The organism is Bacteroides sp. RTP21281st1_H5_RTP21281_210402, assembly GCF_040918965.1.
Lineage (GTDB): Bacteria > Bacteroidota > Bacteroidia > Bacteroidales > Bacteroidaceae > Bacteroides > Bacteroides congonensis.
This window is the reverse complement of sequence record NZ_JBCOWR010000033.1, coordinates 19,756-34,531: the sequence shown is the minus strand read 5'-3', so window position 1 is coordinate 34,531 and position 14,776 is coordinate 19,756. Positions and strand designations below refer to the sequence as shown.

Genomic DNA, 14,776 nt, shown 5'->3' with positions numbered 1-14,776 from the left:
AGACTAAAAGCGGGATGGGATGAAAAATATTTGTCACAACTTTTACAGGAAAATAATTTTTAATGCGTCTGCCCTGTCTTATTGAAAATCTATTGATTACAGTAGTATAATCTTTGACTGTCAGCTAGTTATAATGAAGGTGAACGGTAGCTTTACTACAGTTCATTAAGCGTTGATGATTAGACTATGAGAATACTATTTTTGATGCATGAGAAATGCCGGTAATAGGATGAGAAATGCATTATTTTAAGCGCATTTTCTTGATAAAACCATGAGAAACACATGTAAATAATTTTATTCTCATAATATATACGGTTAGTAATCAGATGAATATGCTTTCCTATGAGAATATGAGAAATGATTTTGTTTTTTTATTCTAGAATGGAGTTGAAAAATAAAAGTAATCTGCATAATTAAATAATAGAAGAAAGTAATATCTATAATGAAAAAATATACTTATATTTGTGGTGTGTCTTGAAAAAGAAGATGCATTTTATTGAATTACTAGAGATAGTGTTTCATTATTATCTGTTGTGAAGAATCTGGTAAATTTTAGCAATCGCAGATAATAAGTGACCTGTCTCCACGTCTATGTTGTATATAATTTTGTTATATATCTCAATGGGCGTGGAGCTATTACTTATTATTGGATTGCAGGCTTACCAGAGCCTTTCACAAAATAATATCGTAATAGTTTCCGCGCCTTTTTTATTAGTGCTGCGGGAAACCAATAAATTATCAAAAAATTGAGAATATGGGCATAATTAGTGATTTTAAAATGTTTCTTTATTGGTACAAGATGCTTGCTTATTTATTGGCGTTAGGCTACATAGTACTAATTTTTATAATATTCGTGCTGTCGTTGATAATCGCACAGCAGAATGAAGATATTGATACATTAAAGTATATTGATGATAACCAATACAATACTAAAATAGATGAATATCCTGATAAGCGACAAGCCGAAAGGAAATATCACTTTATTCAGTTTCATCATAGATAATAACCAGGTATGAGTTATTTGCTAAAGCGATTTCTTAGTAACTCATATTTGTTGAATTGATAGCTGTTGCATATTCTTCTGTATGCTAAAGAATCAATTCTTTTATCTCTTCGGCTATATCCACTATATATGCCGGACTAAACTCTTCCAATTCTGCCCGTGGACGGAAGCCCCATGTTACCCCACAAGCTGTCACGCCTGCATTGGCTGCCGTTTGCATATCGACTCCCGAATCACCGACATAGAGTACATCCTCTTTTTCTACATTGGCCAATTTCAGAATGTCAAAAACTACTGTCGGGTCAGGCTTTACATTCACCCCTTCCCGTTGACCGAAAACGGCAGTGAAACGGATTTCGGGGAAATAATGGGCAACCAGTTTCTCGGTAGCCGCTTGATACTTGTTGGAAGCTACGGCAAGTTGGATACCTGCGGATTGTAAATAGGATAAAAGTTCTGAGATACCCGGATAAGGGCGGCTGTCATCTGCATTGTGGATATCATAGTAAGGAACGAACTCTTTTCTAACTCGGAGTACATTCTCTTCTGTCTTTTCTCCTTCGGGCAATGCACGTTCAAAGAGTTTGTTGATACCATTTCCTACCATGAAGTTATACTTTTCCACATCGTGTGTGGGGTATCCTAATTTATTTAAAGCATAATTAGTGCTATGGGCGAGGTCTGCAATAGTATTTAGTAATGTACCGTCCAAATCGAATATTGCTAGTTTTTTCATTAAGGCTTATGTTTATAGTTAATTCTATATTTAAATTTCTTATTCTGCAAAGGTATACTAAAAAAATGAGATTGGGAAGAATGAGGCAATAGTTTAGAGAATATCGAATGAACAACAAAGCCGGAAATATATTTGTTATTCTACAAGATTGGCTTAACATTTGTAATGTTTTACAAGCTAAAATAGTCTGATTATGGGAATGGAAGATGTGTTAAGGATAGACAAGATTCTGGATTTCTGTGATGTGCCTCAGCTTTTTGTGGCAAGAGATGCCTTTGATACACTGTATCTTTGTCTTTTGTATGATGATGAGATGGTCTGTCGCTATACGGGAATACGTATCTCTACACGTAGACTTGAATCTTTTTTAGCAGGTAAAGCCGATTTGCGTTTACTCTATCTACAGCCTGAAAATGAACATGAATATTACGATGTTGTGTTTCAATCGGGTGAATACCAGAAAACGTTATTAAAGGAAAGTGCATTGTTGGAAGATAAATTGCCGACTGAAGGATATGTTTTATCTGGAGAGAAGCGCGAGAATGTGGTTATTAATTTGCCAATAAAAGACCGTAGTCTGCTTGCAGAGCTTGTTCGCAAATTTGGTTGGGCTTGCATGTAAGTTGAAAGAAAATAAAAAGATTGTCCCGCTACTTTCAAGCAGTAGCGGGACAATCTTTTTTATCCTTATATGTATTTTGGCTATTTCTTCGTAATACGGAACCAATCCACGTCTGCCCAACCGCCGTCATTCGTTTTAATAGCCGGACGCGTGCAGAACATACCGACTTTGGCGCCAATCCATTGTCCTTCTCTTGCCTGGAAAGGAACACCGAGTGATTCGAATTTCTTTCCGTCGAGGCTATAACTGAAATTGCACATTACAATGAGGTCATGTCCGCCTTCGCTGGCTTTGATTTTCTTTCCGTCACAACTGAAACGTACTTTCAGATAAACCGTATTTTGGGAAAGGTCAACGGTAGCTTTCACTTCTTCCGGTTTTCCTTTATCCGCCCTTTTACATTCTACTTGCGATAGGACAAGACCTTTCTCGGTATTTTCTAAAATCAGTCCGGCATAATCCCTGCCCATAACGACAAGTCCGGTTCGCTCTCCCTTATTCTTCTGATTGGGGCTGAAGGTCAGTTTCATCGTTGCGGTGAAATTATCGGAAGGAGTTTTCTGTAATAAGAGGTTGGCTACATCCCACAGGTTCTTATAATCTTCTACGACCGGATAAGAATACAGTCTGACATAACTCTTGTCTCCTGCATAATACGCCCATTTTTCATTGATATTGGCGTGCCATTGCCACTGCGGGGACAACGTGTAGCCGTCGAATTCATCACTTTCCTGCGGCGTGCAGACAGGATATGTTTTACCTACGTTCGGTTTCTTGTAAGTCAGGACAGGTTCGCCGCAGCCGTCACCGTCTTTATCCACACCGATAACAGGCCAGTCGTTCACCCATTTCATCGGTTGCAGGTGCATGATACGTCCGTAGGCGCCTACATCCTGAAAGTGGAGAAACCAGTCTTCGCCGGTAGGAGTATCTACCCAGGCACCCTGATGAGGGCCGTTGACGGGAGAGTTGCCTTGTGCGAGTACAGTTTTCCATTCGTAAGGGCCGTAGATGTTCTTGGAACGCAGTACGACCTGCCAGCCTGTCGGTACGCCGCCTGCCGGATGGAAGATATAGTAATAGTCGTTTCTCTTGTACATTTTGGGGCCTTCGCAAGTTTGGTGGGCTTCGTGACCGTCAAAGATGATACGTGAAGGGGTGATGGCTTTGGTAGCTTCTGCGTTCAGTTCGCAGATGGTGATTACGCTTTTCAGTCCGGCACGGCTTCCTGCGTACGCGTGTACCATATATACTTTTCCGTCTTCATCCCAAAACGGGCAGGTGTCGATGATTCCTTTGCCGGGTTTAACCAAAACGGGGGCACTCCACGGGCCTTTCGGGTCTTTGGCTTTCACCATAAAAGCTCCCTGGTCGGGGTCACCCCAAAAGATATAGAATTCACCGTCGTGATGGCGGATGGCGGGAGCCCATACACGGTTACCGTGTTCCGGACGTTCCGGAGTTTCGATAGGAGTGAGGGCGTCGGGCACTGCCGCACCGATAATCGTCCAGTTTACCAAATCTTTGGAATGTAGTATTTGCAGTCCCGGCAGACAGTTGAAACTGGATGAAGTCATATAGAAATCATCACCTACGCGGCAAGCGTCAGGGTCGGAGTAGTCGGCGTAGAGTACCGGATTTTTGTATTTGCCGTTTCCGAGGTCGGAAACCCATACTTCGGATACATAGTTTTTCTGCGCCAATGCCGGGAAGGCAGTCAGCAGGCAGAGAACTAACGTCTGTGTCAATCGTTTCATGATATAGGTAGATTAATAGTTTTATATAAATGATTTGTTGGCTTGTCTTACGTTGGCAAAGGTAGAAAAAAAGACTCTGCACATGGAGTAATAATTGTGCAGAGTCGTATAAAAATTGGTAGAAACCTCGTAATTTTTGTTTAGTTGTATTTGTATTCTACCTTATTTAGTGGGATGTGGTTCTTTTAGTATGTGGTTCTCTTTACTTGGCGGCGTGGCTGTCCTTCACCTTTACTGTCACAGGATGAGCCAGTTCCTCTTTCCATTCGCGGAGATAGGCGAACCATGCTTCCGGAGTCTTGTATCCGAAGGTTTCTTTCATGGAAGTGAAAGTGGTATGATATTGGAAATATTTGTTTCCCGGAGCGGTAATCGTATAAAGGAAGTTGGCTTTATCTTTCTCCTCTGATTTCACGTAGCGTTGAGGAATACAAGTTCCCAATCCTACGGTTTCTTTGGCGTACTTCACTGTGTCGTTTACAGGCCAGTCCGTTCCCCAACTTCCTACCAGTCCTTTATGGTCGGAGAAAGATTTGGAAGTGCCTGTGATGTCCTGCACCCCTGTGCAGAAAACTTCTTTATCAAGCGGTTCGTCAAAGAATGCTTCGATATGCAAGTCGCGATGCCCCGCATAAAGCGTGTAACGTGTCATCATATCCAGTTCCGTACCCTGATATTGCCATCCGGTTACTTCAATTTCCGCAATCACACGTACCGGGCCGTAAGAGATGATACGTTCGGTACGGGTATCTACCGGAGTGATATGGGTGGCTTTCTGTTCGTCCCAACCTTTCAAGGCGCCCGGGCCGCAACTGTCGAACACACGAAGCACGTCATCGCCGAATCCTTTGGCTAACTGTGCATCGGTAGGATAAAACTGGGATTCCTTGATTTCCAGCCCTTTGTTGAATTTGCCGTAAATGTCCGGGGTCTGTTTTTCATTGAAGTAGAGACGGTAGCCTACCAGTTCCGATTCCAGAACCGGGCCGTGAGGACGTACCATGCTGTATATATTACTGGTTCCGGGAACAGTGATTGCCTGTACCCGTTGATGTTTCCCTTTGCGTTGGTCTACGATAAACATGTCGGCATACACCCGTTCGGGATAAGTCTTTGTGCTCTTTTCCGAAGAAAGAGTTACCTGAAATGTCTTTCTTCCATGAGCGGGAAGGTCGGTTACAAAAGCAAGTTCATCCATCTTCCTGTCCCTGTTCAGGTCATCCAGTTGGGACGGAACTTCATTCGCCCCTTCCATGACAACTGCGGATTTGATTTTGAAACCCGCATGCAGGTCATGCAGGTTGATGACAACCGGAGCGTCTGTTTTTGCCTGGTTCCAGTTATTATGCACTTCTACCGTAAGGGTCTTCTCCTGTTTCTGAGCCCAAGTCGGCAAACTAAAACTTCCTAAAAGGAAAGCAAGTATAAAAAGATTCTTCTTCATGATTTCAAATGATTCAAAGGCTGATAGTATACATCGTATTTCTCCCTGCAAAAATAACTGAAAAAAATAGCAGACTGTCTATCTTTTGAAGATAAAATAGTCTGCTATTTGAGCTTTTTACTCTATATAATGATATTGTGGTTTTCTTTTTTCACCACAGAGGACACAGAGGGCACAGAGGAATAATGCAGTAAATGGATTTCATTTTATTGAACTGAATTCTTTGTGTCCTTTGAATCCTCTGTGTTCTCCGTGTCCTCTGTGGTGAACTTTATTTGAGACTTAAAATCTCTCCTTTCGCATTGATTTCTTCGTATGTTTTTCCGTCTACGGTCAGGTTCTTGGCGTTCTTGACGTTCAGGATATTGTTGCCTTTGGAAGATTCTACATAAACGTTCTCCAAAGTAACTCCGTCCACCTGGCTGATGACAACCCCATCCGTAGCTTCCGTCATCACGACGTTCTTGACTGTGATATCGCTAATCGGCATTTCCGGCAGACCGTTGAAGAACATCGCACGTCCCGAACCTCTGCACACAATATTTGAAATATGGATATTGCGGAATGCCGGAGTTTCTTCCGTCACCGGCGGGATGGCTGTTTTCATGCGGCTCAGCAAGTCTTCTTCCGATTCTTCTCCGGCACCTTTGCCGCCATAGAACAGGTCGAACAATAACGGTTCGTTCGGAATATTAATCATGTTGATGTTGTTGATGTAGATATTTTCCACCACACCGCCACGTCCGCGGGTACTCTTGAAACGCAAGCCTACGTCAGTGCCCAGGAATGTACAATCTTCTACATATATATTCTTCACACCGCCGGACATCTCGCTGCCTACAACGAATCCGCCGTGTCCGTGCAATACGGTATTATTCTTCACAATCACATTCTGACAAGGTTCTCCGCGACGGCGACCGTCTTCGTCCTTACCGGATTTGATACAGATGGCATCGTCTCCCGCATCAAACACACTGTTGATAATCAGCGCGTTCTTGCAAGATTCCAGGTCGAGGGCATCTCCGTTTTGAGAATACCAGGGATTGATTACCATGATATTGTTTACTGTGAAATCCTCGCAGGACAGCGGATGCAGACACCAGCTCGGTGAATTTTTGAAAGTGACGCCTTCCAGTAATATCTTCTTGCTCTTGATGAAGCTCAACAAAACAGGGCGCAGCCACGGACGGATTTCGTTCCATTCTTCATCCGTATTGATGCCTTCGGGCACATTGAAATCCTTGCAAGCCATAGCGCCTTTCAGTGAGCCTGCCGTGGGATACCATATTTCTTGTTTCTCATCAAGGACACCGCCTGAATTGACCAGTTTTTTCCATTGGGAAGCAGTCAGTTTGCCTTTTTTTACCGGACGCCAGCAATCGCCGTTTCCGTCGAATGTGCCGTATCCTGTGATAGCGATATTCTCCGCGTCGCGTGCTGAAATAGGCGACTGGCAACGACGGGTTTCCAAGCCTTCAAAAGAAGTGGCGATGATGGGATATGCTTCGAAATCTCCGGTAAAGAGTACCAGTGAATTTTGTTCCGTATAAAGATTTACATTACTCAGCAGCTCGATAGGGCCGGTCAGCCAGATACCTTCCGGGATAACCACTTTGCCACCGCCATGTCGGTTCACGTCTTTGATGGCATCGTTGATAGCTTTCGTATTCAGGAACAGTCCGTCCCCCTTGGCTCCGAAATCTACAATGTTCACCTCGTAAGCAGGGAAAGCCGGTTGTTGTACTTTCGGCATTTCGAAAGGCAGGTTCTGATAAATGGCGTCGTCTATGGTGCTTCCGCTAACTGTCTTCTCGCCGGACTTGCATCCCGAGACGAACGGCAGGCAACATACGGTCATCCAGAGAAGTCTTTTTGTCAATGTGTTCATTTGGTAATCTTATTTTCTATAGGGTTATACATCTGTTGTTTTCATTGGTATTCCATCGGATATTAATGAGGGTGTTTTTCATAATTCTTATGTCCTTCCGCAGGCTATCTGTCGCAGGCGGCCTGCTGGAGAGGAATAAGACGAATTCATGTTAACCTAATTCTAACCTTAAATAAATATTATGAAAAAACCTCTTAATTATCGAATGCAAAGATAGGAGCGAACCCCCAAAGGGATGTGGACTAATTGATAGAATACGTGTATTTTTTGTCATTTCTGTCTATTATTTGCACACTTCTCATGATTTTATGCGGAAAGATACTATCTTTGCACAAAATTTAACTATTAAAAGATATGAGTTACAACTTGTTGAAAGGAAAAAGAGGTATTATCTTCGGTGCGTTGAATGACCAGTCCATTGCGTGGAAAGTGGCTGAACGTGCTGTAGAAGAAGGTGCGACTATTACATTATCAAATACTCCGATGGCTATCCGCATGGGTGAAGTCGATGCTCTGGCCGAAAAACTGAATTGTCAGATTATTCCGGCAGACGCTACCAGCGTAGAGGACTTGATGAATGTATTCAAAACCTCAATGGATATACTGGGCGGACAAATTGACTTTGTGCTCCACTCTATCGGTATGTCTCCCAACGTGCGCAAGAAACGTACTTACGATGACCTTGACTATGGAATGTTGGATAAGACATTGGATATTTCGGCCGTTTCATTCCACAAAATGATTCAGTCTGCCAAGAAACTGAATGCTATCGCCGATTACGGTTCAATCGTTGCATTGAGCTACGTAGCTGCACAGCGTACTTTCTACGGCTACAACGATATGGCGGATGCGAAGGCATTGCTGGAATCTATTGCACGTAGCTTCGGTTATATCTACGGACGCGAACGCAGCGTACGTGTGAACACTATTTCACAATCACCTACATTTACAACAGCCGGTTCGGGCGTGAAGGGGATGGACAAACTGTTCGACTTCTCCAACCGCATGTCTCCGCTTGGAAACGCGACTGCCGACGAATGTGCCGATTATTGCATCGTGATGTTCTCCGACCTCACCCGCAAGGTGACCATGCAGAACCTCTTCCACGACGGCGGATTCTCCAGTGTAGGTATGAGTCTTCGTGCCATGGCTACTTACGAGAAAGGACTCGATGAGTACATGGACGAAAATGGTAACATCATTTACGGTTAATACAGTATGAAACTACGGATTTCTCTTCTTATAATAGTAATAAGTATGCTTTTCGCCTCCTGTGGGTTAAGCACAGGAAATGGTACGGAGCAGAAGGAAGAGGAGATTTCTGTTCTAAGATACGATAAGCTGTTGGGCGAATATGTTCGCTCCAACAGCTTTTCTGCCATGCAGAAGTTGACGATGGATTATCGTATGCCGACAAAGATTCTGATTGAAGATGTGTTGGCCATCGGTACGGTGAAGGATGATACCATCTCCCAACGGCTGCAAAAATTCTATTCGGATACGACATTGGTTCGTTTGATGGGAGATGTGGAAGCTAAATTCCCCAATTTGGATGAAGTGGAAAAGGGGCTGACCAAGGGATTCAAGAAACTGAAGAAGGAAGTTCCCGATACGAAAGTGCCGTTCATCTACTCGCAGGTATCTGCATTCAACGAGTCTATTATTCTGGTCGATTCCTTGCTCGGTATCAGCCTTGATAAATATATGGGAGAGGATTATCCTCTTTACAAGCGTTTTTATTATGATTACCAATGCCGCTCGATGCGTCCTGAACGGATTGTGCCGGATTGTTTCGCTTTTTATCTTTTGAGTCGCTATGGTATGAATTACCATGAAGGAACTTGTCTTGTCGACCTGATGATGCACTCCGGCAAAATCAATTATGTGGTGCAGAACTTGTTAGGATATAATAATATAGGTGAAGCGATGGGGTATTCGAAAGAAGAGAATGACTGGTGCAGGGAGAATGAACAGGCGATTTGGGATTATATCTGTTCCAATGACCATTTGAACGCACGTGACCCGATGGTGTTTCGTTATTATATGAAACCTGCTCCGGCTGTTGAAATGTTAGGTAGCCAGGCTCCTGCATTGATAGGTACGTGGGTGGGCGCGAGAATCGTCGCTTCATATATGAAAAAGCATAAGGATATGAAGCTGAAAGATCTTCTGGAATTTACCGACTATCATACAATGCTGAGTGAATCCAACTATTTGGCTTCCTGATTGATTACCCAATTCTTGATTTTTCATTAGCTTCGCTCAAAACCTTATTTGATTTTTAATATTAATGTATAGTCTTAATTCTTCATTCTAAAGTGGAAACTGCCCTTTATTTGTTGCCCGTGACTTTGGGTGATACGCCTATCGAAAAGGTATTGCCTTCTTATAATAAGGAGATTATCTCCGGTATCCGTTATTTTATTGTCGAAGATGTCCGTTCGGCCCGCCGTTTTCTGAAGAAGGTGGACAGGGAGATTGATATTGACGCGTTGACGTTCTATCCGTTGAACAAGCATACTTCGCCCGAAGATATTTCCGGTTATCTGAAACCTTTGGTGAATGGTGCTTCTATGGGAGTCATATCCGAAGCGGGTTGTCCGGCCGTTGCCGATCCGGGCGCGGATGTGGTGGCTATTGCACAACGCAAAAAGCTGAAAGTAGTTCCGTTGGTCGGCCCTTCTTCTATTATTCTTTCCGTGATGGGTTCGGGCTTTAATGGCCAAAGCTTTGCGTTCCACGGTTATCTGCCGATTGAACCGGGAGAACGGGGCAAGAAGTTAAAGGCATTGGAACAGCGTGTGTATGCCGAGAATCAGACGCAACTCTTTATCGAGACGCCTTACCGGAATCATAAAATGGTGGAAGATATCTTACAGAATTGCCGTCCGCAGACAAAGCTGTGCATTGCCGCCAATATCACTTGCGAAGGGGAATATATACAGACGCGCACGGTGAAAGACTGGAAAGGTCATGTGCCCGAGTTGTCTAAGATTCCTTGTATTTTTCTCTTATACAAATAACATTTTTCAAATGTTCGTATTCGTCTTCAAAGCAACTGCTGAAGAAGCCTTTGCCTAAGTTTTCCTCTATCTGCTTGAAGCTCCATAGCTTGCTGTTCTTGAAACGGGGCGTACAGAGGACGGAATCGTCGTCCAGATCGACAATGAACAGATAGATAAGCCGGTTCGTCACTTCGTTTTCGAAGTGATAGGCGATGTTGAACTCCGGTTTTATGTCTTCGACATGGGGGAGTGCGTTGTTCATCAGACGGGTAGCGCCTGCTGTCAGGGACTCTCCGTAGCGAAGATAACATTCCATTGGAATATCCACCTTATTCTTGTCCAGGATGGCTGTTGACGGTCTGTCACAAAGGAATAACATTCCGTGTGTAGACACGGCAATTCTTATCACCGGATTGATATAGGCATTCTTATAATTGATTGCTTCGATGGCGGGTGTTTTTCCAATCACATCTCCTTTAGTGTTGACGATGGGTACGTATTCCGTATGAGACATCAGGTGATTAAAGAAACGGATAGCAATCTGATTGAACAGGATGCTTAGTATAAAGATAGTGGGGGGCAGTATCTTGTAAAGAATAAGCCCGCTTATTTGTCCTATCGGGTCTTGGAAAACAACAACGATGCTGATAATGATAAAATGCAGTACACCGAAGATTAAAGCGATGCGTGCCGATACGACGGCGGCTTCCGCTCCTTGCGCGTACAGGCGTTTGTTACAGGAACCTATCTGCTTCAGGAAGTGGTTGATAAACCTTTTCTTATGCATGTAAAGTATCAGCATGGGAATGAGGATACTGACTTCCAATGTAATGGGAAGTGCGCCAGCCGGAACATAATCACCGGGGATAAGTGCGGCTAAGGATAATAGTGCCAGCATACCGGTCGCAATATATAGGATAAAGTTAGGAATTAGTATCCCCTTTCGTTGGTGGGAAAGATATATACCTACGATACCCATACCTGTACCGATATAAATGGCCGTGTCTTGCGTTATAAGTTCACACAATAAAATGGAAATAATAACGGGGATAAATCCCAGTGACATGTTGAATGCGGAAGAAAGTGTTCCTTTATGGTTCATCTCTACTTTATGTTTATTTGTCGGTTCTACTTAATAAAACAAATAGGGTCTGTGTTTTGTTTGCTAACGAATATGTTTCTCTGCATGGTAGGATGAGCGGACAAGGGGGGCACTCTCTACGATGTTAAATCCTTTTTCTAAACCGATGGTCTTGTATTTTGCGAATTGTAGCGGAGTCACGTATTCCGCTACGGGATAATGACGGTGACTGGGTTGCAGGTATTGTCCTATAGTAAGAATCTGGCAGCCGGCTGCTAATAAATCGTCCATCAACATTTCTACTTCTTCGGGAGTTTCTCCCAGTCCGACCATGATACCGCTTTTGGATTTGACTCCTTCGGCGGAGATACGTCCGATCACTTGCAGGCTCGTATCATAGTTGGCCGCGCTGCGTACCAGCGGACTGATGCGGCGGACGGTTTCCATATTATGCGAGATGATGTCGGGGCAGGCTTCTATCACGAGGTCTACCAATTCCATCCTGCCCTGAAAATCGGGTATCAGTACTTCGATGGTCGTTTGGGGATTCAGCCGCTTGATTTCACGGATGGTGCGCGCCCAATGTTCCGCTCCCAAATCGGGAAGGTCGTCCCGGTCTACGGAAGTGATGACGGCATGATCCAGTTTCATCAGTGCGATGGATTCTGCCACATGAACAGGTTCATTGATATCCAACGGATGCGGGCGTCCGGTCTGTGTGTTGCAGAACTTGCAACTGCGGGTGCAGATGTCACCGCCAATCATAAAGGTGGCAGTGCCTTTTCCCCAACATTCCCCCATATTAGGGCAACGCCCACTGCTGCATATGGTATGCAGGCAATGGGAGTCGACAATCCGTTTGGTTTCGGTGTATCGCTCGTTGGCACCGATATTTATTTTCAGCCATTCAGGCTTACGTACTCTGTCCGCCATTATAAGTTGTTCAGGAAGAAGTTAGTCAAGCGTGTGTACAGGTGTTGGCGGGTATTACCGCCGTATATGCCATGATTGCGGTTGGTATATACTTGCATATCGAACTGTTTTCCGAGTTGAACCAGATGCTCGGCATACTCGGTACAGTTCTGGAAGTGTACATTGTCATCTGCCATACCGTGTACGAGCAATAAGTTACCATGAAGCTTGTCGGCACGGGTGAAAGCGGAGGATGCCTTGTAGCCTTCCGCGTTTTCTTTCGGAGTACGCATGAAGCGTTCGGTGTAGACCGTGTCATAGAAACGCCAGTCGGTCGGTGCGGCAACGGCTACTCCTGCTTTGAATACGGGAGTTCCTTCACTCATACTCATCAGGGTCATGTATCCGCCGTAGCTCCATCCCCAAATACCGATACGGTCTTTGTCTACATAGGGCTGTTTGCCGAGGTAAAGAGCGGTTTCTACCTGATCTTTGGCTTCTTTTACGCCGATTTTCAGATACGTGCATTTTTCAAAGGCTTCTCCACGGCCGCCTGTTCCGCGACCATCCACGCATACAACGATGAATCCGCGGCTTGCCATATAGGTTTCCCAGCTAATGCCCCAGTTGTCCAATACTTGTTGGGAGCCCGGGCCGCTGTATTGATACATCAGCACCGGGTATTTCTTCGATGCGGAGAAATCTACGGGTTTCATCATCCATCCGTTCAAGGTTACACCGTCCGTAGTCTGGAAGGTGAAGAACTCTTTCTGCGGTACTGCGTATCCTGATAAAGTCTCTTTCAGCTTGTCATTTGTAATCAATGTCTTGAGCGTTTTGCCCGAATTGTCGTTCAATGTCACCACCATCGGATTATTCAGGTTGGTGAACTTGTTCATATAATACTTCATTGATTTGCTGAAAAGCGGCGTGTTCGTTCCCGCTTGTTGGGACAGTTTCGTCTTTTTGCCTTTCTTGTCTGTCTTGTAGACAGCTTTGCGAAGCGGGCTTTCTTCATTACTGGTGTAGTAGAAAGAACCGTCTTCCTCGTCATATCCCAGGAAGTCTTTTACTTCGAACTTTCCGTTCGTCACCTTTTTTATAAGGTTACCCCCCATGCTATACCAGTAAAGGTGGCTGTAACCGTCGCGTTCACTGAGCAGGCTGAAGTATTCGGGGTAGAATTCGATATTATCGAAGGTGTTCTCTTTAATATAGTAAGGAGATTCGTCACGCAATACCAGTTTGCAAAGCGTGGAACGCGGGTCGGCAAAGTAAAGGTCGAAACGATCCTGATGACGGTTCAACGTCATGATTGCCAGTTTGTTGGCATCTTTGGTAAAGCGGATGCGGGGGATATATCCGTCTGCATCCAACGGAAGTTTCATGGTGCGGGTCACGCGCGATTTAATATCATACGTGCGTACTTCTACTTTTGAGTTCGGGTAGCCGGCCTTCGGATACTTATACGTATATTCTCCCGGATAATCCTTGAGAGCATCTATGCGGGGAGCCTCTCCGGCAAATATCGGGAAAGAGTAGGAGGGGACTGCCGATTCATCGAAACGGATAAAGGCAATCTGTGTATTGTCAGCGCTGAACTCCAAAGCACGGTTGAAGCTGAATTCTTCTTCGTACACCCAGTCGGGGATACCGTTGATGATAGAGTTCTGTTTGCCGTCTTCGGTCACCTGGCTTTCACTGTTGCCATAGAGCAGCTTGACAAGGAAGATGTTATTGTCACGGACAAAAGCAATCATCGTGCCGTCCGGTGAAAAGACGGGGACCTGTTGAGGTCCGCCGTCAGACAGCCGTTCAATAATGTTGTTTGTCGTAACGCCCTTATCATTTCGTTTCAAAGGGTAGATATAATGTACAGCTGTATATGAATGCCGGTAAATCGGATTTGTCTTGGTAGCAATCAACAATTTCTGTCCGTCGGGTGAGAACTGGTAACTGTCAAAGTTCTTGAAGTTACATTCTCGTGCAGTGTTTACATCGAAAATAACTTCTACCTTTTCGCCTGTCTTGAAAGAATATTTGATGATTTGCGTGCCTTCGGCGTTCATCTGCGTGTAGTGTTCACCGTCAGGCGTAGGGATGACCCCCTGGATGTTTTCCGGCCGGAAGCGTCCGGATGTGATGTCTTTTAAATCAAGAGCCTTTTGACCCTGTGCCATTCCGGTCAGGCAGATAAGGCAGAGTAATAATGTGATGCTGATTTTTTTCATCTGCTTTTATTATTGCTTTTATAATTCAGTTTTGGTTTTTATTCGTACTTGCAAAAGTAACAATAAACTTAGATTCGACAAAACATGATGGATTTTT

The 14,776-nt window shown here is 44.2% G+C and carries 10 protein-coding genes and 1 pseudogene; 4 read left to right on the top strand and 7 right to left on the bottom strand.

All coding sequences use genetic code 11. The features are described 5' to 3' along the window. Positions 1-1,088: 1,088 nt before the first annotated feature. Positions 1,089-1,739, bottom strand: a complete 651-nt coding sequence (locus tag AB5443_RS24460; RefSeq protein WP_277135463.1) for an HAD family hydrolase — start codon at positions 1,737-1,739, stop codon at positions 1,089-1,091. A 193-nt stretch (positions 1,740-1,932) separates the two neighbouring features. On the opposite strand from AB5443_RS24460, the gene AB5443_RS24455 reads away from it, so the two are divergent. Beyond that, on the top strand, positions 1,933-2,361 hold the full coding sequence (locus AB5443_RS24455; RefSeq protein ID WP_277135464.1) for a DUF6575 domain-containing protein: 429 nt from the start codon (positions 1,933-1,935) through the stop codon (positions 2,359-2,361). 80 nt (positions 2,362-2,441) lie between these two features. Here AB5443_RS24455 and AB5443_RS24450 read toward each other — a convergent pair whose 3' ends face one another. From AB5443_RS24450 to AB5443_RS24440, 3 genes and pseudogenes are all read right to left on the bottom strand, one after another. After that, entirely contained in the window at positions 2,442-4,118 is a 1,677-nt protein-coding gene (locus AB5443_RS24450; protein ID WP_277135465.1) for a glycoside hydrolase 43 family protein, read from the bottom strand. Positions 4,119-4,320: 202 nt separating this feature from the next. After that, positions 4,321-5,562, bottom strand: coding sequence for a DUF4861 domain-containing protein (locus AB5443_RS24445; RefSeq protein WP_368114554.1), 1,242 nt, complete (start codon positions 5,560-5,562; stop codon positions 4,321-4,323). A 206-nt stretch (positions 5,563-5,768) separates the two neighbouring features. Beyond that, a pseudogene (locus AB5443_RS24440) lies at positions 5,769-7,450 on the bottom strand (glycoside hydrolase family 28 protein). Between the two features lie 354 nt (positions 7,451-7,804). On the opposite strand from AB5443_RS24440, the gene AB5443_RS24435 reads away from it, so the two are divergent. The 3 genes from AB5443_RS24435 (at position 7,805) to AB5443_RS24425 (ending at position 10,473) form a co-directional block, all read left to right on the top strand. After that, positions 7,805-8,662, top strand: coding sequence for an enoyl-ACP reductase (locus AB5443_RS24435; protein ID WP_022138206.1), 858 nt, complete (start codon positions 7,805-7,807; stop codon positions 8,660-8,662). A gap of 6 nt (positions 8,663-8,668) precedes the next feature. Next, complete coding sequence (locus AB5443_RS24430; RefSeq protein ID WP_044655647.1) at positions 8,669-9,676, top strand: gliding motility protein GldB; 1,008 nt, start codon at positions 8,669-8,671, stop codon at positions 9,674-9,676. A 92-nt stretch (positions 9,677-9,768) separates the two neighbouring features. Next, on the top strand, positions 9,769-10,473 hold the full coding sequence (locus AB5443_RS24425; RefSeq protein ID WP_044655648.1) for an SAM-dependent methyltransferase: 705 nt from the start codon (positions 9,769-9,771) through the stop codon (positions 10,471-10,473). On the opposite strand, the gene AB5443_RS24420 is transcribed toward AB5443_RS24425, so the two are convergent. The 3 genes from AB5443_RS24420 to AB5443_RS24410 all read right to left on the bottom strand — a co-directional run bounded on the left by AB5443_RS24420 (position 10,439) and on the right by AB5443_RS24410 (position 14,679). After that, the gene (locus AB5443_RS24420) at positions 10,439-11,557 is read right to left on the bottom strand and encodes a hypothetical protein (protein ID WP_307997121.1); all 1,119 of its coding nucleotides are present in this window, start codon (positions 11,555-11,557) and stop codon (positions 10,439-10,441) included. The genes AB5443_RS24425 and AB5443_RS24420 overlap by 35 nt on opposite strands. A gap of 63 nt (positions 11,558-11,620) precedes the next feature. Then, the gene (lipA, locus tag AB5443_RS24415; RefSeq protein WP_368114555.1) at positions 11,621-12,469 is read right to left on the bottom strand and encodes a lipoyl synthase; all 849 of its coding nucleotides are present in this window, start codon (positions 12,467-12,469) and stop codon (positions 11,621-11,623) included. Then, entirely contained in the window at positions 12,469-14,679 is a 2,211-nt protein-coding gene (locus tag AB5443_RS24410) for a S9 family peptidase (protein ID WP_277135468.1), read from the bottom strand. The genes lipA and AB5443_RS24410 overlap by 1 nt, the downstream gene beginning before the upstream one ends. Between the last annotated feature and the right edge of the window lie 97 nt (positions 14,680-14,776).

Coding starts and splice junctions, on each gene's coding strand:
- AB5443_RS24460 (WP_277135463.1), bottom strand. CDS start 1,739: ATGAAAAAACTAGCAATATTCGATTTGGACGGTACATTACTAAATACT.
- AB5443_RS24455 (WP_277135464.1), top strand. CDS start 1,933: ATGGGAATGGAAGATGTGTTAAGGATAGACAAGATTCTGGATTTCTGT.
- AB5443_RS24450 (WP_277135465.1), bottom strand. CDS start 4,118: ATGAAACGATTGACACAGACGTTAGTTCTCTGCCTGCTGACTGCCTTC.
- AB5443_RS24445 (WP_368114554.1), bottom strand. CDS start 5,562: ATGAAGAAGAATCTTTTTATACTTGCTTTCCTTTTAGGAAGTTTTAGT.
- AB5443_RS24435 (WP_022138206.1), top strand. CDS start 7,805: ATGAGTTACAACTTGTTGAAAGGAAAAAGAGGTATTATCTTCGGTGCG.
- AB5443_RS24430 (WP_044655647.1), top strand. CDS start 8,669: ATGAAACTACGGATTTCTCTTCTTATAATAGTAATAAGTATGCTTTTC.
- AB5443_RS24420 (WP_307997121.1), bottom strand. CDS start 11,557: ATGAACCATAAAGGAACACTTTCTTCCGCATTCAACATGTCACTGGGA.
- lipA (WP_368114555.1), bottom strand. CDS start 12,469: ATGGCGGACAGAGTACGTAAGCCTGAATGGCTGAAAATAAATATCGGT.
- AB5443_RS24410 (WP_277135468.1), bottom strand. CDS start 14,679: ATGAAAAAAATCAGCATCACATTATTACTCTGCCTTATCTGCCTGACC.